The organism is Loktanella sp. M215 (assembly GCF_021735925.1).
Classification (GTDB): Bacteria; Pseudomonadota; Alphaproteobacteria; order Rhodobacterales; family Rhodobacteraceae; genus Loktanella.
Map to the genome: position 1 here is coordinate 2278985 of NZ_WMEA01000001.1, position 24173 is coordinate 2303157.

At 60.9% G+C, this 24173-nt stretch carries 25 protein-coding genes and 3 pseudogenes; 12 read left to right on the plus strand and 16 right to left on the minus strand.

Going from position 1 to position 24173, the window contains the following annotated elements:
* Positions 1-169: 169 nt before the first annotated feature.
* From GLR48_RS11190 to GLR48_RS11210, 5 genes and pseudogenes are all read right to left on the minus strand, one after another.
* Complete coding sequence (locus tag GLR48_RS11190; RefSeq protein ID WP_237061401.1) at positions 170-1408, minus strand: CoA transferase; 1239 nt, start codon at positions 1406-1408, stop codon at positions 170-172.
* Positions 1405-2085 (minus strand): annotated as a pseudogene (locus GLR48_RS11195) (FAS1-like dehydratase domain-containing protein); the annotation flags it as partial. The pseudogene GLR48_RS11195 and the gene GLR48_RS11190, both read right to left, overlap by 4 nt.
* A gap of 57 nt (positions 2086-2142) precedes the next feature.
* Positions 2143-3296 (minus strand): annotated as a pseudogene (locus GLR48_RS11200) (IS3 family transposase).
* 77 nt (positions 3297-3373) lie between these two features.
* On the minus strand, positions 3374-3817 hold the full coding sequence (locus tag GLR48_RS11205; RefSeq protein ID WP_237061405.1) for a hypothetical protein: 444 nt from the start codon (positions 3815-3817) through the stop codon (positions 3374-3376).
* Between the two features lie 201 nt (positions 3818-4018).
* Positions 4019-4864: a hypothetical protein gene (locus tag GLR48_RS11210; protein ID WP_237061407.1), complete on the minus strand. Its 846-nt coding sequence runs from the start codon at positions 4862-4864 to the stop codon at positions 4019-4021.
* A 541-nt stretch (positions 4865-5405) separates the two neighbouring features.
* Between GLR48_RS11210 and GLR48_RS11215 the strand changes: the two genes are divergently transcribed.
* Positions 5406-5918 carry a 3'-5' exonuclease gene (locus GLR48_RS11215; RefSeq protein ID WP_237061409.1) on the plus strand — a complete coding sequence of 171 codons (513 nt, stop codon included), beginning with the start codon at positions 5406-5408 and terminating at the stop codon, positions 5916-5918.
* The gene (locus GLR48_RS11220; protein WP_237061411.1) at positions 5915-6259 is read left to right on the plus strand and encodes a hypothetical protein; all 345 of its coding nucleotides are present in this window, start codon (positions 5915-5917) and stop codon (positions 6257-6259) included. The genes GLR48_RS11215 and GLR48_RS11220 overlap by 4 nt, the downstream gene beginning before the upstream one ends.
* 302 nt (positions 6260-6561) lie before the next feature.
* Here GLR48_RS11220 and GLR48_RS11225 read toward each other — a convergent pair whose 3' ends face one another.
* From GLR48_RS11225 to GLR48_RS11235, 3 genes are all read right to left on the minus strand, one after another.
* Positions 6562-6852, minus strand: coding sequence for a hypothetical protein (locus GLR48_RS11225; RefSeq protein WP_237061412.1), 291 nt, complete (start codon positions 6850-6852; stop codon positions 6562-6564).
* Positions 6852-7052 (minus strand): hypothetical protein, encoded by a 201-nt coding sequence (locus GLR48_RS11230; protein WP_237061413.1) that lies wholly within the window; start codon positions 7050-7052, stop codon positions 6852-6854. Before GLR48_RS11230 ends, GLR48_RS11225 begins: the two co-directional genes overlap by 1 nt.
* Before the next feature lie 237 nt (positions 7053-7289).
* The gene (locus tag GLR48_RS11235; protein WP_237061414.1) at positions 7290-7661 is read right to left on the minus strand and encodes a lysozyme; all 372 of its coding nucleotides are present in this window, start codon (positions 7659-7661) and stop codon (positions 7290-7292) included.
* Between the two features lie 231 nt (positions 7662-7892).
* On the opposite strand from GLR48_RS11235, the gene GLR48_RS11240 reads away from it, so the two are divergent.
* Positions 7893-8459 carry a hypothetical protein gene (locus GLR48_RS11240; RefSeq protein ID WP_237061424.1) on the plus strand — a complete coding sequence of 189 codons (567 nt, stop codon included), beginning with the start codon at positions 7893-7895 and terminating at the stop codon, positions 8457-8459.
* Positions 8460-8498: 39 nt separating this feature from the next.
* Positions 8499-9860 carry an AAA family ATPase gene (locus GLR48_RS11245; protein ID WP_237061426.1) on the plus strand — a complete coding sequence of 454 codons (1362 nt, stop codon included), beginning with the start codon at positions 8499-8501 and terminating at the stop codon, positions 9858-9860.
* Here GLR48_RS11245 and GLR48_RS11250 read toward each other — a convergent pair.
* The 8 genes and pseudogenes from GLR48_RS11250 to GLR48_RS11285 all read right to left on the minus strand — a co-directional run bounded on the left by GLR48_RS11250 (position 9857) and on the right by GLR48_RS11285 (position 15907).
* On the minus strand, positions 9857-10888 hold the full coding sequence (locus tag GLR48_RS11250; protein ID WP_237061432.1) for a site-specific integrase: 1032 nt from the start codon (positions 10886-10888) through the stop codon (positions 9857-9859). The two genes, GLR48_RS11245 and GLR48_RS11250, sit on opposite strands and share 4 nt — an antisense overlap.
* Complete coding sequence (locus GLR48_RS11255) at positions 10881-11228, minus strand: helix-turn-helix domain-containing protein (protein WP_237061436.1); 348 nt, start codon at positions 11226-11228, stop codon at positions 10881-10883. Before GLR48_RS11255 ends, GLR48_RS11250 begins: the two co-directional genes overlap by 8 nt.
* A gap of 705 nt (positions 11229-11933) precedes the next feature.
* Positions 11934-12278 (minus strand): annotated as a pseudogene (locus GLR48_RS11260) (transposase); the annotation flags it as partial.
* Between the two features lie 270 nt (positions 12279-12548).
* Positions 12549-14036, minus strand: coding sequence for a DUF4384 domain-containing protein (locus tag GLR48_RS11265; protein ID WP_237061437.1), 1488 nt, complete (start codon positions 14034-14036; stop codon positions 12549-12551).
* A complete protein-coding gene (locus GLR48_RS11270; RefSeq protein ID WP_237061438.1) occupies positions 14033-14437 on the minus strand; it encodes an ExbD/TolR family protein in 405 nt (134 codons plus the stop codon). The genes GLR48_RS11265 and GLR48_RS11270 overlap by 4 nt, the downstream gene beginning before the upstream one ends.
* The gene (locus tag GLR48_RS11275) at positions 14434-14784 is read right to left on the minus strand and encodes an ExbD/TolR family protein (protein ID WP_336886621.1); all 351 of its coding nucleotides are present in this window, start codon (positions 14782-14784) and stop codon (positions 14434-14436) included. The genes GLR48_RS11270 and GLR48_RS11275 overlap by 4 nt, the downstream gene beginning before the upstream one ends.
* Positions 14785-14832: 48 nt before the next feature.
* Positions 14833-15453, minus strand: coding sequence for a MotA/TolQ/ExbB proton channel family protein (locus GLR48_RS11280; protein WP_237061439.1), 621 nt, complete (start codon positions 15451-15453; stop codon positions 14833-14835).
* A 4-nt stretch (positions 15454-15457) separates the two neighbouring features.
* Positions 15458-15907 carry a hypothetical protein gene (locus GLR48_RS11285; RefSeq protein WP_237061441.1) on the minus strand — a complete coding sequence of 150 codons (450 nt, stop codon included), beginning with the start codon at positions 15905-15907 and terminating at the stop codon, positions 15458-15460.
* Between the two features lie 291 nt (positions 15908-16198).
* Between GLR48_RS11285 and tssA the strand changes: the two genes are divergently transcribed.
* The 8 genes from tssA (at position 16199) to tssG (ending at position 24154) form a co-directional block, all read left to right on the plus strand.
* Positions 16199-17224 (plus strand): type VI secretion system protein TssA, encoded by a 1026-nt coding sequence (gene tssA / locus GLR48_RS11290; protein WP_237061443.1) that lies wholly within the window; start codon positions 16199-16201, stop codon positions 17222-17224.
* 83 nt (positions 17225-17307) lie between these two features.
* Positions 17308-17811 carry a type VI secretion system contractile sheath small subunit gene (gene tssB, locus GLR48_RS11295; protein WP_237061445.1) on the plus strand — a complete coding sequence of 168 codons (504 nt, stop codon included), beginning with the start codon at positions 17308-17310 and terminating at the stop codon, positions 17809-17811.
* 2 nt (positions 17812-17813) lie between these two features.
* On the plus strand, positions 17814-19301 hold the full coding sequence (gene tssC / locus GLR48_RS11300) for a type VI secretion system contractile sheath large subunit (RefSeq protein ID WP_237061447.1): 1488 nt from the start codon (positions 17814-17816) through the stop codon (positions 19299-19301).
* A gap of 91 nt (positions 19302-19392) precedes the next feature.
* Positions 19393-19890: an Hcp family type VI secretion system effector gene (locus GLR48_RS11305; protein WP_237061449.1), complete on the plus strand. Its 498-nt coding sequence runs from the start codon at positions 19393-19395 to the stop codon at positions 19888-19890.
* 72 nt (positions 19891-19962) lie between these two features.
* Entirely contained in the window at positions 19963-20772 is an 810-nt protein-coding gene (locus tag GLR48_RS11310; RefSeq protein WP_237061450.1) for a type VI secretion system accessory protein TagJ, read from the plus strand.
* Positions 20765-21265 carry a type VI secretion system baseplate subunit TssE gene (gene tssE / locus GLR48_RS11315; protein ID WP_237061452.1) on the plus strand — a complete coding sequence of 167 codons (501 nt, stop codon included), beginning with the start codon at positions 20765-20767 and terminating at the stop codon, positions 21263-21265. Before GLR48_RS11310 ends, tssE begins: the two co-directional genes overlap by 8 nt.
* A gap of 4 nt (positions 21266-21269) precedes the next feature.
* Positions 21270-23144: a type VI secretion system baseplate subunit TssF gene (tssF, locus tag GLR48_RS11320; protein WP_237061457.1), complete on the plus strand. Its 1875-nt coding sequence runs from the start codon at positions 21270-21272 to the stop codon at positions 23142-23144.
* Positions 23108-24154 carry a type VI secretion system baseplate subunit TssG gene (gene tssG / locus GLR48_RS11325; protein WP_237061459.1) on the plus strand — a complete coding sequence of 349 codons (1047 nt, stop codon included), beginning with the start codon at positions 23108-23110 and terminating at the stop codon, positions 24152-24154. The genes tssF and tssG overlap by 37 nt, the downstream gene beginning before the upstream one ends.
* Positions 24155-24173: the final 19 nt, after the last annotated feature.

Sequence of the window (24173 nt, forward strand, 5' to 3'; positions counted from 1 at the left end):
CGGATATCCGCGTTGAAGATAGAGTAATGTCAGCAGTTAAAATACCTGTTCCGGCTGCCGCATTTCTTTGACCACAGCGATTTGTGTAGCGCGACAATCGGCATGAGATTCTCATCTTGATTGTCACGCTGCACGATTTGGGTTGAATGCTAGCGCAAAAATCCTCGAACTAAGCGGCTGTCTTGTGCGCTCCTGTGCGCGGCCCATCGACCAAGCCTTTATCGAACAGTGCACCTATACTGGCGCTGCTGAGTCCTACAATGTCCGCCAATATTTCCTCTGTATTTGCACCCAAAACCGGGGCTGCTGTCGCAGCTTCCCGGGGTGCACCGTGAAAAATGGCCGGGTGTGCAGGAGTCAAATAAGTGCCGGTATCAGGATGTTTGACAGCTCTGAACATCGGGTTGTCTTCGCTCAGATCAGAGTCGTCGGACATTGCCTCCCGCACGGATCTGAATTCAGACCAGGTGAGACCTGCGCTATTAAACGTCCCTTCGAAATCGCTGACATTGCGCGCCGCGAACCAAGGTTCGAAAACTGCTGTGATCGCTTTGCGGTGTCTCCAGCGATTGCCTTCATCGTCCAAAGACAGACCCAGCCTGGCTTCAAGCCCCTTGATCGCGTCACCCAGGCCTGTCGCCTTGACCAGCCCGATCCACTGGCGATGGGTCAGACCGATGACCATGACCCGCCGCCCGTCGGCGCAGAGGAAATCCTGTCCATAGGCCCCATAGAGGGCATTGCCTGCTTTGCCACGATCCGCGCCATTCAGCGAGACATCGCCAATGATACCAAGGTGGCCCAGCGTGGCTGCAGCCACATCTTTCAACGCAATTTCAACTTCTTGTCCGCCATGACCTCGCAAACGGTGGCGTTCTGCCGCGAGGAGGGCTGAAACGCATAGGTTGCCCGCGATCAGGTCCCAAGCGGGAAGAGCATGGGCGACAGGCTCCTGACTGTCTTCGGGGCCTGTCATCATCGGAATGCCCAAAGCCGGATTGACCGTGTAGTCCACCTGAGGCCTTCCATGGCGATCGCCGGTGAGAGTGACCATCACGAGGTCTTCGCGGGCCTTGCTCAGGGTCTCATAGTCCATCCAACCGCGGACCCGCAGATTGGTCAGAAACATCCCTGCATCGTCCCCCGGCGCCGTGATGATCTGAGAGATCAGCTCTCTGCCTTCCGCAGCTTTCATGTCGACGGCAATGGATTTCTTGCCCTTGTTCATGCCAGCCCAGAACAAGCTGTTTCCGTTGGGGGCAAGTGGCCAACGCCCTGCATCGAGTCCACCGCCGATGCGATCAAAGCGGATCACTTCCGCCCCCATTTGCGCTAGGGTCATTCCGGCGAGAGGCACGGCAACGAACGCTGATCCCTCGACCACTCGCATCCCCTTGAGAACCGTCATTGTGTTTCCTCCCAAACGGCGCGGGCCTGCATGCATTGGTGTCCGTTCTGACCCGTCCACAGCGCAAGGCCCTCTTCGTCTTCCTGGCAAGCGATGTCGCAGGTGGCACCCGCAAACATAGGATGCACGCTCCGGAACTCGAAGAAGAATGGTGATCGCCCCTTGTGCCGTGTTGCCGCGCGCATCAGGAATGTCGCTTGCAACGGACCATGCACGACCAGTCCGGGATATTGTTCGACGGTCTGCGCATAGCTCTGATCATAGTGTATGCGGTGGGCGTTGAATGTGATCGCGGAATAGCGAAAAAGGAGCGTCTCGGGCGTTTCGATCATCTCTTGAGGGGCCGCTGGAAGGTCTTTCTTCGGCGGTGGCGTGAACATCTCCGGGATCTGCAGGTAAACGATGTCCTGGCGCTCTTCGATGGCGAGACCTTGAGTGCCATGTATGACGTGATCGAGTGTCAGCAGAACCATCGGGCCAGTCTTGCCCTGCTTTTCGACCAATGACCGGATGCGCGTCGACCGCTCCAGCGGCTCGCCCACATGGAGAGGGCGGTGAAACGTGAGACTGCCACCGGCCCACATGCGCCGCGGAAGGTGAACCGGCGGCAAGAGCGCCGCGCCGCGCACATGGCCGTCGATGTCCAAGGCGTCGAGTGTTTCTGTCGGGGTGAACGCGCACCAATGCCAGAGGGATGAGGTGCTCCCCTTCCCTTGGACAGGATCTGGCGCTTTCTAAGCTCTGATCTGCTCCTGCTGATCGGGTTGCGTTGCTTCGACTTTCAGCGAGTAGACTACGGCCGGTGGTTGGCCGCCAAGGGCTTTGTGCGGGCGGCGGTGATTGTAGAACCCCATCCATGTCCGGACACCCGCGCGGGCCTGAGACCCGGTCTCCCAGACATGCAGATAGACGCACTCGTATTTCAGCGTGCGCCACAGGCGCTCGATGAAGATGTTGTCCAAGTAGCGGCCCTTGCCATCCATCGATATGCGGACGCCCGACCGCCGCAGGCGGTCTGTCCAGGCAAACGATGTGAACTGCGATCCCTGATCGCTGTTCATGATGTCAGGTGGCCCGAACCGATAGATTGCCTCGTTCAGCGCGTCGACGCAGAAGTCGGCGTCCAGCGTGTTCGAGATCCGCCACGCCAGAACCATTCGGGTGTGCCAGTCCATGATCGCCACCAGATAGAGAAACCCTCTGCGCATCGGCAGGTAGGTGATGTCCACGCACCAAACCTGATTGGGCCGCTCTACGCGCAGCCCGCGTAAGAGGTAGGGATAGGTCTTGTGCCCCTTCGCCGGCTTGCTGGTGTTGGGTTTCTGGTAGATTGGAATCAAACCAATCAGGCGCATAAGCCGACGGATGCGCTTTTCGTTCACCGCGTGTCCCTCGTTGCGCAGGTGCCACGTCATCTGGCGCACGCCGAAGAAGGGCGTCTCCAGGAATTGCACGTCGATCAGCCGCATCAGCGCGAGGTTCTGCTCCGTCTCACCCTGCGGCGTATAGTAAAACGACGACCGAGAAACCTGTAGCAGCGCGCACTGCTGGCCAATCGACAGGTCCGGATGGTCGCGCTCGACCATGCTGCGCCTCACTTCCCGCCCCAAGGTTTGAGCTTTCTTTCCAAAAAGAGTTGGCCACCGCCAGCTCCCCCGATCTTGGCATGCAGATCCCTGACCTGGTCTTCATCGATGACCGGCGTCTTGCGGCCGCCGCGTTCAAAGACACCGGACGCGCCATCCAGCAGCGCACGTTTCCATTGGTTGATCATCGTCGGATGCACGCCGAACCGGCTCGCCAGCTCCGACACCGTCGCCTCACCTTTCAGCGCCTCAAGCGCCACCTTCGCCTTGAACTCAGGGGCGTGCTGCTTTCGTTTCGACATCTTCGATCTCCTTCGTGGTGAAGATCAACAGACAGCAAATCGGAGCTTACGTCAGTGTCCAGTTTTCGGGGGGCACCTCACTCTTCACGTGCAACAGTCTTGAAGCGGTGTCGCCACCCATGGTTGGGGCTCACCGCAGGCGGGACGAGCCCTTCTTTTTTAAGCCATTCAGCAATTCGGTTACCAGTAGTTTGCGCGCGTTTTAGAACGGTCCCTTTACCGTATTCAGGGACGAACAGTGGGCCTGATTGGGCTGCAGAAACGAAGGCGATGAAGCCGGCTTCGACAAGGGCAGGGTGGATCGGCACGTCCCGATAGCCGCCAGACTTAACTGTTCCGGCATCCGGCGTAATACGCATTGAGTAAATTTCGCCTTCCAGTGAGATGTCCAGTTTACGAAGCTGCGTCAGCTCAACGACGCGGGCGCCGCTGTAGGCAAGAAGGAGCGGGACCCATTTTTTTTGCAGCTGACGTTTGAGGATATTCTCGAATGGAACCGCCGTTGAAGGGCTTTGGTTCATAATTGTAAGCAAATAGCAAAACCGCGTTCGCTTCTTCTTCCGTATATCCCTGCTCCCTCGATTTAATCTGTTTTGGCATTTCCTGCCGGACATCCTTAGCCGGGTTCTCATCCAAAAGGTCTTCGGAAACGGCCCACTTCAAAACTGCCTTAACGGCTGTGAGGTGAACTTTTTTTATTGTGCTAGGCGCCAGGGACATTCTTAGCATATCCCGCCACTTGATAATGTCTTTTTTGAAATCTTGCGCGCGTTGTCATGGCCTAGATGGGACACCAGGCTCGGAAATACGGGTTTCCAGCGTAGCTCTGTGCCCTTGCTGCGACCGAGGTAATTCCGCGTGGCAATATAGTCTTCAAACAATCCCGAGAGGGACACGGATGCCCTTTCTCGTTCGAGCGGCGGAACATTTTGCAATATCGGATCAACTGGAACACCAGAGTAGTCGCCGTCATCACGTTCGACGACGCGGGCAAGCGCTTCTAGCTCTGACGTGCAAAGGGCACGTGCCAGCTCTCGCCACTCAGGTGTGTTAGGTTCCGCGGTAGTATTTCCAATTTTACGAAAATGCTCGATACGATGGCCAACCAAATTTGCCAGCTCGAGGTTACTCGCCGTTCCTGCGATCCCGCAGCGTAACATCGCCACGTAGCGATCGTCTACAGCGACTAGGCCGTATGCTGGTTGCGTGTTGCGTGCATCGTTATCCTGCATCAACCGGGCTTCGTAGCTTTGCAGAGCTATCTGCTGGGCCGACAGAGGATACCGTCCGGGAACCGCCAATTCCCCTTCGGCTGAGGCTCTTTGCTGTTCAGCAATTGCAATGATTTGGAACAGTCCAGCCAAGACACCCGGATGCTTACGTTCTGCAGCACGAAGGTCACCGCCGAGAGGCTCACGAAGTTCTGTCTTGTTATCGAGGTAGGCTCGGAGACTTTTTGGAATAACGAGTCGAGCGTAGTAGCGCCCGTCGCGGAGCTGAAAGTGCCGTAATTTACCTGCCATAGAGAACCCACTTTGTAACGTGCTTTGTAACATCAGGATGGACAAAGCACCTGCAACGCAAGGGTATTCTTTAATATCAAGGGGTTCAGATGGTGCTGTGAGAGAGGATTGAACTCTCGACCTCACCCTTACCAAGGGTGTGTGCTTTGTCTTATCATGCGAACTTGTATGTATCGTATGTTTTACAAAGAGATGAGACAGATGCGACTTTGTAATCTGTGGATTACATCCCTCTCGTCGATGGTTGCAAAATAGATACACGCATGATGACGTCTTATCAAGCGATCTGCGTACAGATGAACGCTCGCACTCTCCCCTGATGTGCTTGTCTTATCATGCGTGAACTCGCTTGACGCCGAGTCCGCTGTGGTACACTGTCTTGATATGGACACCGCAACGCACCAGCACCGAATATCGTAGCCCACGGCGGCCCTCACGGGGCTACGAACGGGAGACAGCACAGGTGTGCGGGAGGGTCTTATACCCCCTTAAGGCGCCAGATCAGCGTTCACGGCCGGGATCGTTACCCGGGTCTCCTACCATTTCTGTAATCAGTTTTAGGCCTTAACGGGCGAACGGAGGCGTCATGTCGTTCACGACTGACCACCTGGTCTTCATCGACTTTGAGGCATCGGGCCTCGACGCGAACAGCTGGCCCGTAGAGGTCGGTCTGACAATCATCGCTGGTGGCCAACTGCAGACCTGGTCGTCACTTATCAAGCCGGAGCCTGACTGGCCAGCGCGGTCCTGGGACGCGCGAGCTGAGCAGATCCACGGCATCAGCAGGACAGATCTGGACGGGGCGCCGGCGGCCGCTGACGTCGCGAGGGAACTCCTGGCCCGCATCGGTCAACGGAGCGTTGTCAGCGACGCGCCGGGTTTCGACTGGAACTGGTGTTTTAAGCTGGTCGACGTCATCGATGCCGTGCCGCCGAGGTTTCAGGACGTGGACAGGATCGTCAAAATGGCTTGCAAGGGTCAGATGGGCGCCATGCTGGTGGCCTTCAGCCACTTGTCAGATGCGCCGCGAGAGCACCGCGTCGGTGCCGACACCGAGCGTATGGCGACCGCCTTCGTCAAGGGGATGTCGATGCTATGACGCAGGCAGACTACCCGGACCTTGGAACGTGGATCCTCCGGTTTGAAGATGGCATGAAACTGGGCGACGGGATGAATTGCATCGACGTCGAGAGGTGGTCAATCCGGCGCGAGAGGCACGGCCGTTGGACACTGACAGGAAATGTGGATGGGTCGCCACTGGGTCAGAATCTGCTGGTCGGCCTGACGACGGGGCTGACGCACGCATGCACGACGCGCGGTTGGTGCAAGCTCATCAGGTGGAAAAATCACACGCTATTCCCGCATGATGCGGGCTACGTTTTTAATGAGCTAAGGTTTCTAAGGGAAGTCTACCGACGGGTGCTGACAGAAGACGACTGAGAGATGTTCAGGCCGTCGTGGCATTGCTGCCAGCCGTCCAAGGCCTCAGCTCGGCTGGCTGCCAGGTCCCGGAACGTTGAGCCTTCGAGGAGCAAGGAGCGACCAGCGGGATCAGGGCAGACGATCTCAATGCGCGGCGGCGTAACCGCAGCCGGAAACCCAGTGCCTGCGGCGCAAGCAGACAGGACCAGCGGGAGAAGAAATCCAACAGAAAGAATAGAACAAGACTTCATCACACCACCACTTTCTTCCTGATTTTCCTTACCCACCCGACCAAAGCCGCCGCAGGCACCAGTTCTTCTTCAGTCGAGCAGAGCGCCCGGGAGGGCCTCGTCGACACACACACCTTTGGCTGCCCTGATGCGGGCCAGCCTGTCTATATATGCAGCATCAGAGGCCGGCCTCGCAGTCCGCAGGGCTTCCACCTGCGCGACCATCACATCGGCCGCCTCTGCATACGCTGACACGGCCAGCCGCGATGCCTGAAGCTCGACATCCGTCGCGCGCAAGTCCGACCGCAAGGACAAGACATACGCCCCAAACGCCGCGACAATCGCGACCAGGGCTACGGCGAACTGAACCCTGCCCAGCATCACGTATCCCAACCCGGCTTGCAGATCCGCGCGAGTTCGTCGAGCGCCCTGATTGTGCCCGACTTTTCGATCCGGTCTGATGCGTGGTCTGCTGTCACTGCAACATCGATCATCGCGCCTTGTGCCCGGTTCTCAAATAGAACCATGGTCAGCAGCCCGATAGTCGCGATCAGTAGAGTGACGGTGATAAACTTGAACATGTCAGCAACTCCCGGCTGCGATTGCGTAGACCCACGCCGACGCGGCGATGGCGGCGATGATGACGTTGATCCTCATCAGCGCGTCCAAAGGCCGGCGCAGAACGGCTTCTGCACACTGATCGGCTTCACGGGTGCTTGGGCTGCCGTGACCGGCGTCAGAAACAGCGACCGCTCATCTTCCCGGCGCCGTGTCAGGCCACGGAGAACGACCTTTTTCCCTTTGACGGTGCCCTTGTTCTATAGCCGCAGGCGATCCGCAGCGTCCTGCACGTTGCCCGCGTTGAACTGGCGAAGCGAAGATGATGTGGCGAAGTTCGCCGAACCGACGTTGTAGACGAAGGACAAGTAGCCGCCGCGCTGGTTCTCGTTGATCGGGCGTGTGATCAACCGGTCCATCTCGGCGCCGAACTTTTCCAGTGTCGCCTCGAAGTAGGCATCCGCCTGAGCCTGCGTGATCGTCATGCCGGCCCGCGGCGAGATCCCGACACCGGCCCTGGAAGTCGTGCCCCAGCCGATCGTCCAGACCCCGACAGCGTCGAGATACGCATTCAGGTGGCACTGCTCGTAGCTTTGAATGAGTGCTCTGGTCGCGTCGTTCACATGCGTCATGTCGATCTCCTGCTTTCCATCAGGATACCGATCGGACCCATTGCTATGCGCGGCTGGGCAAGTCACCGAAATCAGAATGCGGAAGTTTTGCGAAATGATACATCCCTGAAAGCAATGGGAATTTCATGACTACCGCTCACTTAACAGCAGCATCTTCCGGTTTCGATACGCCCGCCGAAATGCGCCAAACAGCCGGTGCAGCGAATGTCTCTGAAGAACGGAGACAGGCACATGAACAACGACATCACACACACGGCGGGGAGGCTCATCCGCGGGTCGATCAGCACGACGACGCACGACATCGAAGTCGTCATCGGTAAGATCAAGACCGGACGGACGCTGGCTGAAAGGTTCTCGTTCTCGGATCTGGAGAAGCGTGACTCATATGAGATCGCAGAACTCTACGCCGGGGTGTCGTTCACCGCTTCGCTGACCGCATACCGCCGCAACGGCGAGTCCTGGCTTCTCGACTACGTGGACCAGCACAGCGAGCGCGGCAGGCTTGTCACGCGACTGATGGACGACCTGAGGGATCTCCTCATCACCTATCAGTACGAAGCGTTCCGCTTACTGTGCCGGCACACGACGCTTCCGCACGTTCGGCGTGGCTTGGCTTTGATGTTCATCTGCCTCGACGCTGTCGATGCCGCAAACCTTTCGGCCTTCAAGTCGTTCGCTGGGATCTCCCAGCGGTGCGGCGATGCTCAGGGCGACGCCCAGTTGCTCGCTGAGGAACATCACCTTGGCCCCGATACAGGTCTCTGGCCCGAATCCCCCAACATGAAATTCAAGTCTTAATCGGCGCAGCTTTTGTGCCCTACAAACATGGATGACGAAATGACAAATGCACAACCGACAAAGGCTCGACTGAGCTACTTCATTAAAAATGGTATCGACCCGAAATCGCTGATGAGGACATGCCCTCCTCAGGAATATGTGGACGGTTTTCTGATCCCGGTGGGTGTTTGTACTGTCGTTGCAATGAAGGGATCTGCGGGCAAAACGACCGCATTCGTGCACGCAGGCATCAACGCAGCCGCGACGGGCATCATGGATTTGTTCGGACTCCGTAATCACGACAAGCCTCAGCGCATGGTACTGGTGCTCGGCGAAGAGTCACCCCTCATGTTTAACCAGCGTCTCTCGAACGTCCTGCCGGATGGTGCTTTTGATCGTTACATCACCGCGTGTGAGTCCGGCATGATTGAGGTTGTCTGTTACCGTGAAGCGAAGCGCAACATGGTGACCCCCGACCACATGATCAACGCTGAAGCAAAGCTTTCAGATGGTGGAGTTGAGTTGTTTGATGCCATTATTGAACTCAACCCCGATATTGTCGTGTTTGATACGCTAACGTCGCTGTGTGGCGCAAATCAGACAGATGACACCATGGTATATTCTGTCATCGATATCCTCGACGACTTCGCATCCAAAGCCAAATGCGCCGTCATCCTGACATCGCACCTGACAAAAGACGGCCTCAAGAAGATCGACGAAACCACAACATCAGACGAGCTGATCGCAACGATGCGTGGCTCGGCTGCTCTTGTGAACGCATCACGGCATTCAATCGTAATGGTTCCGGCATCTAAGGGTATGTACGAGAACATTAAGATCGATAAGGGTGACTCCCTGTGGGTCTGCGCAGTTAAGTCGAATATCGGTCACCCGAAAAACGGCGAAACATTTCCCGTCATCCGCTCAAAGAAGCGCATGACTTTCGTCGCGACTGCTCCGGACGGAAAGCCGATTGGTGAAGTCATGGAGCTCGAAGAAGCAGCGATGCTGCGTCGCCTCCGGCCGTACGTTTACCATGCAGTCAAAATCGCGGCAGAGCGTGGAATGCCGTACGCTGGCCGCGGGCAAAACGGTATTGTCGCTCAATCGGATAAGATTGTGAAAGAGCTTCTCCCTGAGGGCTCAACATCGAAGATGGTGTCGATGCTTGTCGACGAGATGACTGGCACACTGCTTACAATCTGCCGCACAAATCCGAAAGACATTGGCGTCCTCGACGTGATCGGTGGACCGTACAATGAGAACGACCCCGACACCGGCAAATTCCGGACATACATTTCCGGCGCACCTGACGTTCTGGGCATGGCAGCATTCATCAATGAGCAAGTAGACATGGACCCGAACGGTAAAAACCTTGGCCAGCACAACTTGAATGGAAATGCAGTCCAGGATCCGTTCTAAAGCCTGACGGCATCTTTGCTCTTCGACTGATACGACGGACGGTGGTGCGCATAAACGCGTTCCACCATCGTTGTGTTTTTATGACCAAGTCTACCCGCGATCTCGAACAGCGGCACGTCAGCTTGGGCCATCCACGTCGCAGCCGTATGCCTCAAAACGTGCGGAGTGATGTCCAAGCCGCCCAAGCCGGCCCGCTCAACCGCTGTCCCAAATGCTTTCCGCACCGATGCGATAGACTTACCGCCGAACTCAATGACGTTGCCAGTCACGGACCGCTTCCGAGCTTCGGTGAGGGCTTCCACGATGCCTTCATTGATGGGCACATGTGCAGCTGGCTTGATCCGAGCATCACCCCTGGCGGCTCTCTCTTCGCGCGTCTCGCGCAGGTCGACTTCCCCAAGCTCCAAGTCAACCCGATGCCAGGGCAGGGCGAGGATCGCGCCTGGGCGACCGGCAGTGTCAAGGCACAGTCGAACAAATAGCTTGATGTGTGCATGTTCGCATGCCGCGATCAGAGCACGCGCCTGATCCCGCGTCAGCGCGACGTCTTTCGCTTCCGAGGCCGGCGGCAAATCAAGCTTAGGCATCGTGATCGAAATCAGCTTTGCGCCGATTGCGATATTCCACGCTGAAGTCAATGACGATAATTCCTGCCGGATCGTGGGTCCCGCAACTCCGTCCTGACGACGTGAATACGCGTAATCTTTCGACCACTCCTTGTCGATCTCTTGCAGCGTGACGTCGCCAGCGTATCGATTGACTGTCTTCTCGAGATACTTGAATTTGCGGTTCCAAGTCTTCTCGTTTTTTTCCTGCCGCTCTGCGGCCCACACCGACATAAGGTCGGAGACCGTCTCGATGGTGGCCTCATGCTCGTTACGTCCCGGCCTCTCCGCGATGTATTTCATGAGCACCGCTGTAGCTTTTCCGCGGCTCGTTTCACCAGTACTGATCCGCTTCTTCCCGTCGCGGATGTGTAGGTGCGGGCGTCCCTTGACCGACGTCAGGTATGGAAGGTTGTCAGTCATCTGAACTTTCTGTGATAATTTGAACGATCTTCGCCGCCTCGGAAAACGGCATTTCAGTTGCAACCTCGAGGAACACACGACCCTTGTCGCCGTTCAAGGATGGCGAGATCGAATAGGCGTTCCGTGCGGGTGCGCTTTGCATCTCGATACCGTCAAGCTCCGTTCGGGCGGGGTCGATGTCTGAGGGCTTCACGCCGAACACCTTAGCTATTGCGATCAGCTTTGCATCTGGCGGCATTGTTTTGCCGAGGACATATCGACCGAAGCTGTCACGCTGCATGCCAGAACGCCGCGCCAGTTCAGCTTGTGACAACCGGGATGCCGCGGTTAGCTTTTTCAAGTTTGATGCCCATATTGGAAGTTCCTCATCTGCCACTGTCGTACTCCAAATTATATTCGCATCATTCGCATTATTATGCTTCCGTGTCTCATGTCAATGAATCCTGATAATCGATGCAGCATTCGTCACGACGCTGGTGCGAACTATGACGAGGTCATGGGAGCGGCACTTCAACAGACTGCCGCCATATGAAACGTAGTTGAGGCTCCGTTAAATCTAGGCCTTGAGGGCTTTTAGAGAGCTTTGCTTATGTTCGGTTGTGTTGAGCTCTGGATTTGCCATGCGCCATAATTAACACGTGGCGGATCTCTATTCTCCGGTCCGGTCGAGTGTCAGATGCTAAGCAAAACCGACTTTTGTGCCACATGGCTGACCCAAAGAGCGGTTGGCTGACTTCCTGCCTCAGTGATCGTAACCCAAAGGGCGGAGAGGCATGGACCACGACGACCATTGCCGAAGGCCCGCACATTGGCTCGGAGAGACAGGGCGCGGGCCATTCGGACAGGGAGGATGGGTTGGGACGAAGTGGGCGCAAGCCGCACTGCCGACTGTAGCACGATGTTACGCCCAAAGAGCGGGGCAGGGGCCAAGCGGTCGTTCCTGCAAACCGCAGCGAAGGTCCGGAAAGAGCCGATTTTGTTGAAAAAACAAAGGTTCCCTCGCGCAGAAAGTCAGGCGCCGATGATGGCGCGAACGCCTTAGTTATCAGGCCGGGCGCACATGCTGCGGTGCGGGAAGGATTTTGGCCAATTTCCGGAGGTTCTGGGCGGTGGCAGCGAGCAGAAATTCGTCATTTGCGCCGTTCGGACCACGTAATCGGAGCCGCCCCAGCCGCAGAATGCGCTTGAGGTGGGCGAATAGCATCTCAATCTTCTTTCGAAGCCGCATTGAGACGGTGTATTGCTCCGTCTTCGCGATGTCGCGGGCGACTTGGCGGGCATCTTCATGCTCTTAGCGGGTGATCTTGCGGGCGTCGGCATTTGGGCAGCATTTTTGCTTCGAAGGGCAGGATTGGCAGGTCAGCGTCAGGGCCTGATACTTGGCGCCTCCCTTGCCGGTCTGGCCACGGTTCGGGTCTGAGTAGTTGCCTTATGTGTCTCAGCCTATACAAAGGCGGTACTGTGCCACGGCTGATGCTAGTATTATCCGGTGCGGCGATGCTGCCTATGCACGACTTCCTGCAAGACGCCGTCGCCTGGTGGGCCGACGCAGCTGGCGCTTCGGTGTTGGCCGAATGGAATAAGGCCGCCCCTTCGGCATGACCTCCCACCAGGCGTGCCGCAGGTTGCGGATCGCGACACCGACAGTCAGCCCCGCACATCAATCCGGTTGCGTCGTGACGAAGAAGTAGACCCATTCGCCCTTGAAGTCTGAATGCGCCCTGCGTGCTGCCGCGATCCTGTCCTTCAGAAATGACAGATACGGTGCCGCTGGTTCCGTGACGGGCCGCATCCCGTCGTACAGCGGAACGGATGTCGCGAAGGCTGCGGCGATCTCCTGACCGTAGGGGGGGCCGACGGTCAGGGTCAGATAAGGTTTGCCGTTACGCGGGCGGCCGACGGTCATTGCGGCCTTGGCAGCCAAAGGTTCTAGCGGGACCGTGGTATTGGGTTGCAGGTGTATCACGCTGCCGTCCGCCGCAAAATAATCGACATAGACAAAGCTGTCGTAGTCTGGTCCCGCCAGATCAAGCTGCAGGGGCTGGCCGTCGGTATAGGTATAATCGCGGGCAAAGCCGTTGGCACCGATGACCCTCGGGTTCGTCAGCTGTTCGTCCGATTGTGGCAGACCTGCGTCCGCGATCCCGGCCAAGGCGCCGCACTGGGGGCGGGGCAGGATCTTCAGATTGTCGGCGACCGCGATCGCCGTACCCATCTGCGCGCGCAGGGCGGACAGGACCGGGCCCCGCAGGGCGTCCTCTGGAATATGGCCCGACAGGGACAGGGTCCCCGTTGCGGGGTCGAAAACCGTCTGCAACCGGGCGCATGGCACTGCCGACAACAGCCCCGCTATCCCGTCGCGCACCTTGCTGGCGTCGGCAGAGGCATCGCCTTCGGTGGAAAAGGCGGCGATGGCGGCCAGTGACTGGGCCGTCAGGGGTGCCGTGTCACCGCCGGACCACGCCAGTGATGCGATCCGGGCGGTTGCGGGCAGGGGCAAATCGGTGGCCGCTTCGGAGGGCAGATCCGATGGCATGGTTTTGGTCGCCGCAGGCGGACCGGGTGTGACAGCCGTGGCCGGTGCCGTTGCTGCAGCGAGGGTCGCACCCTGCGGCGGCAGAGCGGCGGCGCTGCGCGATTTGGCCAGCGTGGCGCGCTGGACCGGTCTTGTCGGCACGGCGGCGGCAACCCGCAGCGCCGTTGGTACCGTGGACGCCACCGGTGTGGCGGTGGATGGCGCCGGGGCGACCGTTGGAGAGGGGAGTGCCACGACGGGGGCCGGGACCGGGCTCGGCCTTGCTGCGACGATCGCATCAGGCGTGGGCAGGCGCGCCACGGTCGCCAGCGGTGTCGCAACGATGCGGGCCTGCGGCACGATGGGCGCCTCTGCCCGCGGGCGGGTCTGCAGCACGCGGCCCTGTATGGCCGTGGTCACGGTGGCTTCGCCCTCTGCCGCGGCCTCTCCGCCGGTCTCTGCGGGGCGCCCTTCGGTCTGGCGCACGGCCTGCGATATCATCTCGATCCGGGTTTGCGGAGGCGTCTGATCGGGAATGGACCGCGGCGACAGCACCATGGCCAGTCCCGACATGGCCGCACCGTGCAGGGCCAGTGATCCGGCAACAGCGGCAAGGGTGCGAGGGCCGATCATGGCGCGGGTGGCGTGACGACAAGGACGATGTCCGTTGCACCGCGGCTTTCCAGTTCGGCGACCAATGGCAGGACCGACGCCAGCGGTGCCGCGTGATGGGCATTGATGCGGATCAAGCGGTCCGGTGTGACGGTCAGGTCCTGCGCGATTTGGGCGATCAGGGCGGCATGGTCCAGCGCGGTGCCGTCCAATGCCAGCGCGCCGTCGTCGGCAATGGCAAGCGTCAGTCCGCCCCCGGGCATGTCGGTCCCCGTGCGTGCCACGGCGGGTGCGACCTCGAACGGGGCGGTCGCGTCCATGCGGCCGATCAGCATGAAGAAGACCAGCAGGAAGAACACGACGTCGATCAGCGGCACGATGGTTTCCGGCGCGGTCCGACGCGTGGCACGCGCAAGCCTCATGGTGCTGCGACCCGCACCACGCGCAGGCTTTTGATGCCGGCGCCGGTGATGGTGTCCATCAACGACACCAGCGACTGGGTGTCGCCGCGCAAGGACGGCAGGATCAGAATCTGCGTGTCGGCCGGCAGCGCCGCAAGACGGACGGACAGGGCATCGAGAGAGAGCACTTCGCCCGCCAGCCATGTCTGACCGTCAGCGCCGAGGCGGATCATGACGGGCGTGGCGTCCGCAGGCGTGCCTGCACCTTCGGTCGCGGTCCGCGACAGGGGGATCATGTCGAGGTTCAGGTAGGTCGAGGTGACCATGAAGAAGACCAGCATGATCAGCAGCACGTCGATCATCGACACCAGAGAGATCAGTCGCGGCGGTGGGGGCGGGCGGCGCAGATGCACGCTTCAGACGCCCGCGTCGTACCGGGTCAGCAACTGGCCGACGTCGGTTTCAATCCTAGTCCCAGCGCGTTCGACCCATTCCGACAGAAGGGTCGCGCCGACGGCCGCCGGAATGGCGACCAGCAACCCGGCGGCAGTCGTCAGCAGCGCGGTCCAGATGCCGCCCGCCAGCAAGGATGCATTGGCCGCCCCCTGCGCCAGCGCCAGTTGCTGGAACGCCGAGATCATGCCTAGCACGGTGCCCAGCAGCCCCAGCAGCGGGCTGACCATGGCGATCAGTTCCAGCAGTCGGATATGGCGCTGCATCACCGCCATTTCGGCGTTGCCGCGCCATTCCAGTTCCGCCACCAGCACCGCACGGGGGCGGTTCGCCGCAAGCCCCTTCATGGCCGTCAGTGTCATCCGGTCGGCGGGGGCGGTGGCGCCTTCAAGCGCCCGCTGGGCGGCATGGTGGTCGCCGGTTGCGAAGGCCTCGATCGCCGCGTGGCGGCGCGACTCGCCTGCTGTCACGCCGCGCAGGTGGGCGACCTTCACGGCAATCAGCGCCAGCGACCCGACCGACATGACAAGCAGAAGAAAGACAATCGGCCCGCCGGCGACCAGCATGTCGAAGGGTGCGCCCACGGTCCTATTTCACCAAGTCCGCCGCCGTCCGGCTGGTCAGGTCGACCAGTGGAAAGCAGTCCGTCGCGTCCTCGTTCTGGAAGTTGCAGACAGGGATATCGTGCAGCAGCACCTGTGAGATTGCGTCACAGGCGATGCCGGGGATTTCGAACAGCTTGAGCGTCGTGCGGGCGGCGGGCAGGGGTGCTGCGTCGATCGACAGAAGCTGGTCGATGATGCCGCCCTTGTCGAGGATCGCCAGCGACATCTGAAACCCCGAAAAGCTTTTGCCGGTGCCGTTGCGGAACAGGAAAAACGCGCGGCAGCTGTCACCTTCGCCCGCCTCGAACTTGTTCAGTTCGACGGTCAGACGGCTGGATGATGGCTCGGGTGCCGCCGCTTGTGCAGCGGACCCGGTCGGCTGTGCCGCGACAGCCATGACCAGCGCGACGCAGAGGATCGGAAATCTCGTCATGAAACGCTCCGTCAGGGCGGGGTTGCTTGCAGGATGGGCGCAGATTGCGACCTGCGTCAAGCCACTCCGAACGACTGCAACCGTGAAAGAATGGTTGACCAGTGACAAACTTTCCGTAAGGTCACACGCAGTCGTGAGCCCGTTACCGCCGCAATCAAATCAAGTGTTTGTCATGTGTTGGTCGGTGGTATCCGACCTGTTGTTTTTCAAGGATTTAAGGGTTTTCGTGTGAGGCGATAAGGTGGAAGGTCGGGCTATGCTATGCCGATCTTTCCAGGGGAGTCGGCGCTTGTGGACCTAAGACCGGAAAGTCTGGACGACGCGGCGCCAAGCGGGCCGAACGTTGAATACGAGCCGATTTTCGTGGCCTTGGAAATGGCTGCGCAGGGGGGTGAGGAACGGCAGGCTGGCGACACCATCATCGAGGCCGAACCACCCGATTATGATGATGTGAGCACCAAAGCTCTCGCTGTGCTGGAGCAGAGCCATGATCTGCGGGCTGCGGCACATCTGGCGCTGGCGCAAATTCATGTCAACGGCCTGCCGGGGCTGGCTGATGTGATTGGCTATGTGCGCCAGTGCCTCGAGGATTTTTGGGACACCTGCCACCCGCAGCTGGACGCCGATGACGACAACGATCCGACCATGCGGGTCAATGCCGTCCTGGCTCTGTCAGGCGCTGCGATGCAACGGGCGATCCGCCTGGCACCTCTGACGCGTAGTGCGGCCTTCGGCATGGCGAGCCTGCGTGATCTGGAAATCGTCAACGGCGACATCAGGCCAGCAGAGGGCGAAGATGCGTTCGACGGCGCGAGCCTGTCTGCCGCGTTCCGTGACACGAAGCCCGAGGTCTTGCAGGACATCCTGTGCGGTGCACGAGGCGCGCTTGACGATCTGAAAAGCATCGATGCGGTTTTCGATGTGCTGACGCCCGGTCAAGGCCCTGATCTGGCACCGGCGCAGAAGTTGCTGCAGCGTGCGGTCGGGCGACTGCTGCAGGAGACCGGTGGCGCGGAGCACACCGCAAAATCCGAGGCGGCGCCTGATGTCGCGCCTGTCATCGGCGGCGTGAGCGCACCTGTCTCGGCACCCGCTGCGCCTGCCGGTGCCATCAGCAGCTCTGCCGATGTGTCGGTGGCACTGGACCGGATCCTCGCCTATTACGCGCGCTTCGAACCGTCGAGCCCGCTACCGCTGCTGCTGGACCGAGCCAAACGGCTCGTGGGCGCGGACTTCGTGACCATCATGAAGGACATCGCGCCGGGCGGCATGGAGTCGGTCAAGATCGTCGGGGGTCTGCCGGAGGACGAAGACTGAACTTGAACGCCGCGTTCCGGCGCGGTGCTCGTCACAACAGGGTCCGTTCGCGGACTGCACGCATACAGCAAACGGAGATACCAATGTCGAGTTCGCAGAAGTTCATCGCACGCAACCGCGCCCCAAGGGTTCAGATCGAATATGATGTGGAACTTTATGGTGCTGAAAAGAAGGTCCAGCTGCCCTTCGTCATGGGCGTCATGTCGGATCTGGCCGGCAAGTCCGAGGTCGCCCAGCCCGGCATCGCCGACCGCAAGTTCCTTGAAATCGATATCGACAACTTCGACAGCCGCATGAAGGCGATGAAGCCCCGCGCGGCGTTTTCGGTGCCCAACGCCCTGACCGGCGAAGGCAACCTGTCCGTCGACCTGACGTTCGAAAGCATGGACGAATTCTCGCCGGGTGCGATCGCGCAGAAAGTCGAGCCGCTGCGTAAGCTGCTGGAAGCGCGCAATGAGCTGAGCAACCTGATGACCTACATGGATGGCAAGCCGGGCGCGGAAGAGCTGATCTCTGACGCGATGAAGAACCCCGAACTGCTGAAATCGCTGGCCGCGACGCCGGCCGCCAAAGACGCGGAGGAATAATGATGGCCGATGACGCAAAAGCCGCCGAAGCCGGTGCCGTCCAGGCGCAGGAAATGGATTTTGCCAGCCTGCTGAACAAGGAATTCAAGCCGCGCACGGATACGGCCAAGACGGCCGTGGAATCTGCGGTCAAGACTCTGGCGCAGCAGGCACTGGAAAACACCGGCCTGATCTCTGATGACGTTCTTCACTCGATCGAATCGATGATCGCCGAGATCGACAAGAAGCTGAGCCAGCAGATCAACCTGATCATCCACAACGCAGAATATCAGCAACTTGAAAGCGCGTGGCGGGGTCTGCACCATCTGGTGAACAACACCGAAACCGACGAGATGCTGAAGATCCGGGTGATGAACATCTCCAAGAAGGACCTGTCCAAGACCCTGCGCAAGTTTAAGGGCGCGGCCTGGGACCAGTCGCCGATCTTCAAGAAGCTGTATGAAGAAGAGTTCGGCCAGTTCGGCGGCGAACCCTATGGCTGCCTCGTGGGGGACTACCACTTCAACCACACGGCGCCCGACGTCGAACTGCTGGGCGAAATGGCCAAGGTTGCGGCCGCCGCCCACGCCCCCTTCATCACCGGCGCAGATCCGTCCCTGATGCAGTTCGAAAGCTGGCAGGAACTGTCCAATCCGCGCGACCTGACCAAGATCACCGGCACCCCGGAATACGCGGCGTGGAATTCCCTGCGCAACTCCGAGGACAGCAAATATCTGGGCCTGACCATGCCGCGGTTCCTCGGCCGCAGACCCTACGGTGCCAATTCCAACCCGGTTGAGGAATTCGCCTTCGAGGAAGAGGTCGGCAATGCCGAGTCCGAAAACTTCTCCTGGGTGAACGCGGCTTACGGCATGGCCACGAATATCAACCGGTCGTTCAAGGAATATGGCTGGTGCACGCGGATCCGCGGCGTGGAATCCGGCGGCACGGTGGAAAACCTGCCGACGCACACGTTCCCCACCGACGACGGCGGCGTGGACATGAAGTGCCCGACCGAGATCGGCATTTCGGACCGCCGCGAGGCTGAACTTGCCAAAAGCGGCCTGATGCCGCTGATCCATCGCAAGAACACCGACATGGCCGCCTTCATCGGGGCGCAGTCGCTGCACCGTCCGGCGGAATACGACGATCCGGATGCGACGGCCAACGCAGCACTGGCCGCGCGTCTGCCCTACCTGTTCTCAAGCTGCCGGTTCGCGCATTACCTCAAATGCATGGTCCGCGACAAGGTCGGGTCCTTCAAGGGCCGCGACGAAATGGAACGCTGGCTGAAGGACTGGATAATCCAGTACGTCGACAGCAACCCCGCCACGTCCAGCGAAAAGGACAAGGCGCGTCGCCCGCTGGCCGCGGCGGACGTGGTGATCGAGGAGGTCGAGGGCAACCCCGGCTATTACACCTCGAAATTCTTCCTGCGGCCGCACTACCAGCTTGAGGGCCTGACGGTGTCGCTCCGGCTGGTGTCCAAGCTGCCGAGCGAAAAGCAATGACAGCCGCCTTGTCCGGCCGGTCGGTTGACCGGGCAAGGTATCACCATCCTGCGGTCGACAGAGCCGCGCAATCAACAACGGAGACTTTCAAATGGCCGTAGACATGTTCCTCTTCATCGACACACCCGCCGTGCCGGGCGAGTCGCAATCGGGCACCAAGGCGCACGCCAAGGGGTGTATCGACGTCCTCGCGTGGTCGTGGGGTGTGTCGAATTCCGGAACGACCCACATGGGCGGCGGGTCCGGCGCGGGCAAAGCCAACTTTCAGGACCTGTCGGTCACGTCGTGGTACGAAAAATCGACCCATGAGCTGATGAAGTCCTGTTCCAAAGGCACCCACCACGGGGAGATCACGCTGGTGTGCCGCAAGGCCGGCGACAAGCCGCTGGAATACATCAATTATATCCTAAAGGATTGCATCATCACCTCGGTCTCGACCGGCGGAAGCGGTGGCGAGGATCGCCTGACCGTGAACTTCTCGATCAACTTCGGGGCCTTCGACATCAAGTATGTCGAGCAGGACAAGAAAGGCGGCACCGCGAGCGAAGTCCCCTTCGCGTTCGACATCGCGGCCAACGAAGTCGCCTGATCTTGCCACATCTGACCCGTCACCGCGCATGCCGCGGTGGCGGGCACCTTCCTTTAAGACCGGAGCCCGCACATGCCGTCCGATGCCACAGCGCTGTTGAAGGCCAACGATCTGCCCGGCGCGCTGGCGGCGTTACAGGATCAGGTCCGCAAGAACGCGGCCGACCCCAAGCTGCGCATCTTTCTGTTCCAGCTTCTGTGCGTCATGAGCGACTGGAAGCGGGCTGTCGCACAATTGAAGCTGTGCGCAGAACTCGATGCCGCTGCGATCCCGATGGCCCAGACCTACCGCGAGGCGATCATCTGCGAGGTCTACCGCGAGAAGGTCTTTGCCGGCGAAAAGGACCCGCTGATCTTTGGCGAGCCGTTGGAATGGGTTGCCCTGATGATCGCGGCGAACCGTGCGCTGGCGCGGGGCGATGCGGCGGCTGCGGCGGACCTTCGGGACCGGGCCTTCGGTGCCGTGCCGGATGCCACGGGCACTTTGAACGGCGAAAAATTCGACTGGGTGGCCGATGCGGACATGCGTCTGGGTCCGCTGCTCGAAATCATCTTGAACGGGCGCTATTTCTGGATGCCGTTCTCGGCGATCGGCACGCTGACCGTCGATCCGCCGGCGGACCTGCGTGACGCGGTCTGGACTGCGGCCAGCCTGAAGCTGGCCAACGGCGGCGGCACCGTGGCCCTGATCCCGACCCGCTATGTCGGCACCACGGGTGCGAGCGATGGGACCGCGATGCTGTCGCGGACGACGACATGGGCGGACGCGGGCGGCGGCGCGCAGATCGGCACCGGCCAGCGCCTGCTGGCGACGGATGCGGGCGAGACCGCGATCATGGACCTGCGCAGCCTCGTGATGGACCCGGTGGCGACCGATGGCTGATCGAACGATCATCGAACGCCTGCAACCGTCCCTGCTGGACCGGCTGACCGACGACGACCCGGACAATGCGACCGAAAGCCGTGATGCCCGCGTCATCACCCTCAACCGCCTGCGCGACATCGTGCGCCGCGATCTGGGCTGGCTGCTGAACGCGAACAGTCTGGATACGGTTCTCGACGATCAGGAAACGCCCCATGCGGTGAATTCGACGCTGAATTACGGCATTCAGGACACCTCCGGCGATTTCGCGACGGGCAACCGGGCCGAAGCGATCCGCCGCGCCATCGCACAGGCGATCAGCCGGTTCGAGCCGCGCATCATTCCCGGCACGCTGGACGTGTCGATGGTGGCGGCCCCCGCCGACCGGGGACGCCCTGTCGTCGATTTCGACATCCACGCGGAATTATGGGCGCAGCCCTTGCCGATGGAACTGTATCTGCGCTCGCAGATCGACCTGACCACCGGCGCGCTGTCCCTAGACAAGCGGACCTGACCCGATGGATACCCGCCTTCTCAAGCACTACGAGGCCGAACTGGCTTATCTGCGCGAGATGGGCGCCGAATTCGCCGCCTCCTATCCGAAGATCGCCGCCCGCCTTGGCATGGACGGGATCGAGGTGCTGGACCCCTATGTCGAGCGCCTGCTGGAAGGCAGCGCCTTTCTGTCCGCGCGGGTGCAGCTGGAACTGGAGATGCAGTATCCGGCGTTCACAACCCACCTGCTTGATATCGTATATCCGCATTATCTGGCGCCGACGCCCTCGACCTTGATTGCGCAGCTGAACCCGGACATGGACAACAGTGCGCTGGAAAGCGGCTTCGTGCTGCCGCGCCAGACGCAGTTGCGGTCGCGGCTGGTCGAAGGCGCGCCCAAAGGCTGCATCTATACGACCGCCGCCGATCTGACGCTCTGGCCGATCGCGCTGGAGGAGGCGGAATACATCGACGGGCGCGGCGCGCTTGTGGCCGCCGGGGTCGCGGGAGAGACCGAGGCCCGCGCCGCGGTGCGGCTGCGGCTGCGGCGACACGGCGGCCAGCCCATTGGTGCGCTGCCGCTGGAGGGGTTGACGCTGTTCCTCGGCGGCAAGGGGATGCGGGGCTGGCAACTGCACCAACTGCTGTGCACGCAGACCACCGGGCTTGTCGCGCGCAGCACGGACCGGCTCTCGGACTGGACGGTGCGTCTGCCGGGCGGCGTCATGCCCCGCGGCTTTTCGCCAGAGGAGGCGCTGCTGCCGACGCCGCGGCAAAGTTTCGATGGCTACCGGCTGCTGCAGGAATACTTTGCCATGCCGGAACGGTTCCATTTCGTGGAACTGACCGGGCTGTCGGCCGGGATCGCCCGCGCCACGGGCGATTCCGTCGACGTCTACGTCCTGCTGCGCGACGGAATGCCCGGCATCGCGGCGGGCATCACCGCCGATGCCTTCTCACTCAACTGCGTCCCGGCGATCAACCTCTTCGAAAAGCGGCTGGACCGTCTGCAGGTCACCTCTCGCGATGTGGCCCACCATGTCGTGGCGGACCGTACGGGTCCGCTGGATTTCGAAGTCCATTCGATCCTGCTGGTCAAGGGCATCAACGGCGAAGGGCAGGAAGACACGGAGTTCCGCCCGTTCTATTCCGCCGACGACTTCTCGCCTGCCGGGGACAGTCACGCGGCCTATTACACGGTGTCACGGCGGATGCGGCAGCGCACCGAAAAGGAACGGCTGAAGGGCGCGCGGACCAGCTATCTGGGGTCGGAAACCTACCTGACCCTCGTGGACCGCACGGAGGCGCCATATCCTGCGCGGATCCATCAGCTTGCGGTCCGTGCGATGGTGACGAACCGCGACCTTCCGATGCTGCTGCCGACCGGGGTGACGGACCTGTTCTATCTGCCTGGCGGCGGACCGGTCGCCTCGATCACGACGCTCGTCAGCCAGACGCGGCCGCGTCCGACGCTGGCGCAGGGCGACGCAGCATGGCGGCTGATCAGCCACCTGAGCCTGAATTATTTGTCGATCGCCGACAGCGACAAGGGGGAGGGGGCCGCGGCGCTGCGCGAACTCGTGGGACTTTATGCGCCCGCCGGCGACCGCGGCGTGATGCTGCAACTTGAAGGCATCGTGTCCGTCGCCAGCCGCCCCGTCGTGCGTCGGATCAGCGACGGCGTGCTGTCCACCGCCGTGCGCGGCCTCGAAATCACACTGGTGCTGGACGAAAGCTTCTTCGAGGGCACGAGCGTCTATCTGCTGGGGGCCGTGCTCGAACGCTTCTTCCGCAAGTACGTAACGATCAACAGCTTTACCGAAACGGTGCTGCGCACCCAGCAAAACGGAGAAATCGCGCGATGGCGACCCCAGACGGGCCTCGAGCGGATCATCTGACGCATTTTGCGAGGCTGACCGCGACACCCGAGAGCCACCACATCTTTGCCGCCCTGCGCATCATCGAGGCGCAGTATCCGGCCGCGCCGCGCATGGGCCGGTCGCGCCGCCCGCGCGAGGATGCGGTGCGGCTGGGGCAGGAACCGCGCATGGCCTTTCCGCCCAGCACGATCAGCGGCTTCCGTGCGCCGGGGGGCGAGCCGGGGCGGCTGACCAACCTGTTCTTTGGCATGTTCGGCCCGCACGGCCCATTGCCCGCGCATCTGACCGAATACGCGCGCGAACGGATGATCAACCGCCGCGACCCGTCCTTCGTGGCCTTCGCCGACATGCTGACGCATCGGCTGATGTCGCTGATGTACCGCGCGTGGGTCACCGGGCAGCCGGCGGTGGATTTCGACCGCGGCGGGACTGCCGCCTTTTCGAACCATGTGGCCGCACTGGCGGGCCTGCACGGCGCCGCGTTCCAGGGGCGCGATGCGATGCCGGATCTGGCCAAGCGTCACTTTTCGGGGCTTCTGGGGACAAGCGTGAAGAACGCGGAAGGTCTGCTGGCGATCCTGTCCGCCTTTCTGAAGGTGCCTGTCCGCATTCAGGAGCTCGTGGGCTGCTGGCTGGCGCTGGAACCCGAAGACCAGTGGCAACTGGGGCGCAGGGACGGTCTGGGGCAGGGCGGCGGTCTGGGCCGCACCAGCAGCCTCGGCGCCCGCGTCTGGAGCCGCAGCGCCAAGTTCCGCCTGATCGTGGGGCCGGTGGGCCGTGCCGATTACGACCGCCTGCTGCCCGGCCAGCCGACGATGGACAGACTGGCCGCGATCGTGCGCGGCTATGGGGGCGATACGCTCGATTACGACGTGAACGTCGTTCTGCGCGCCGCCGACGTGCCGCGTGCGTCGCTGGGGCAGGGCACCGCCCTTGGGCATACCAGCTGGCTTGCCGCGCGGCGCACTGCGTCCGATGCCGCCGACCTTTATCTTGAACCGCAGCAACAGAAACACCGGGCGGCATGACCATGCCGCACCGGGTCAT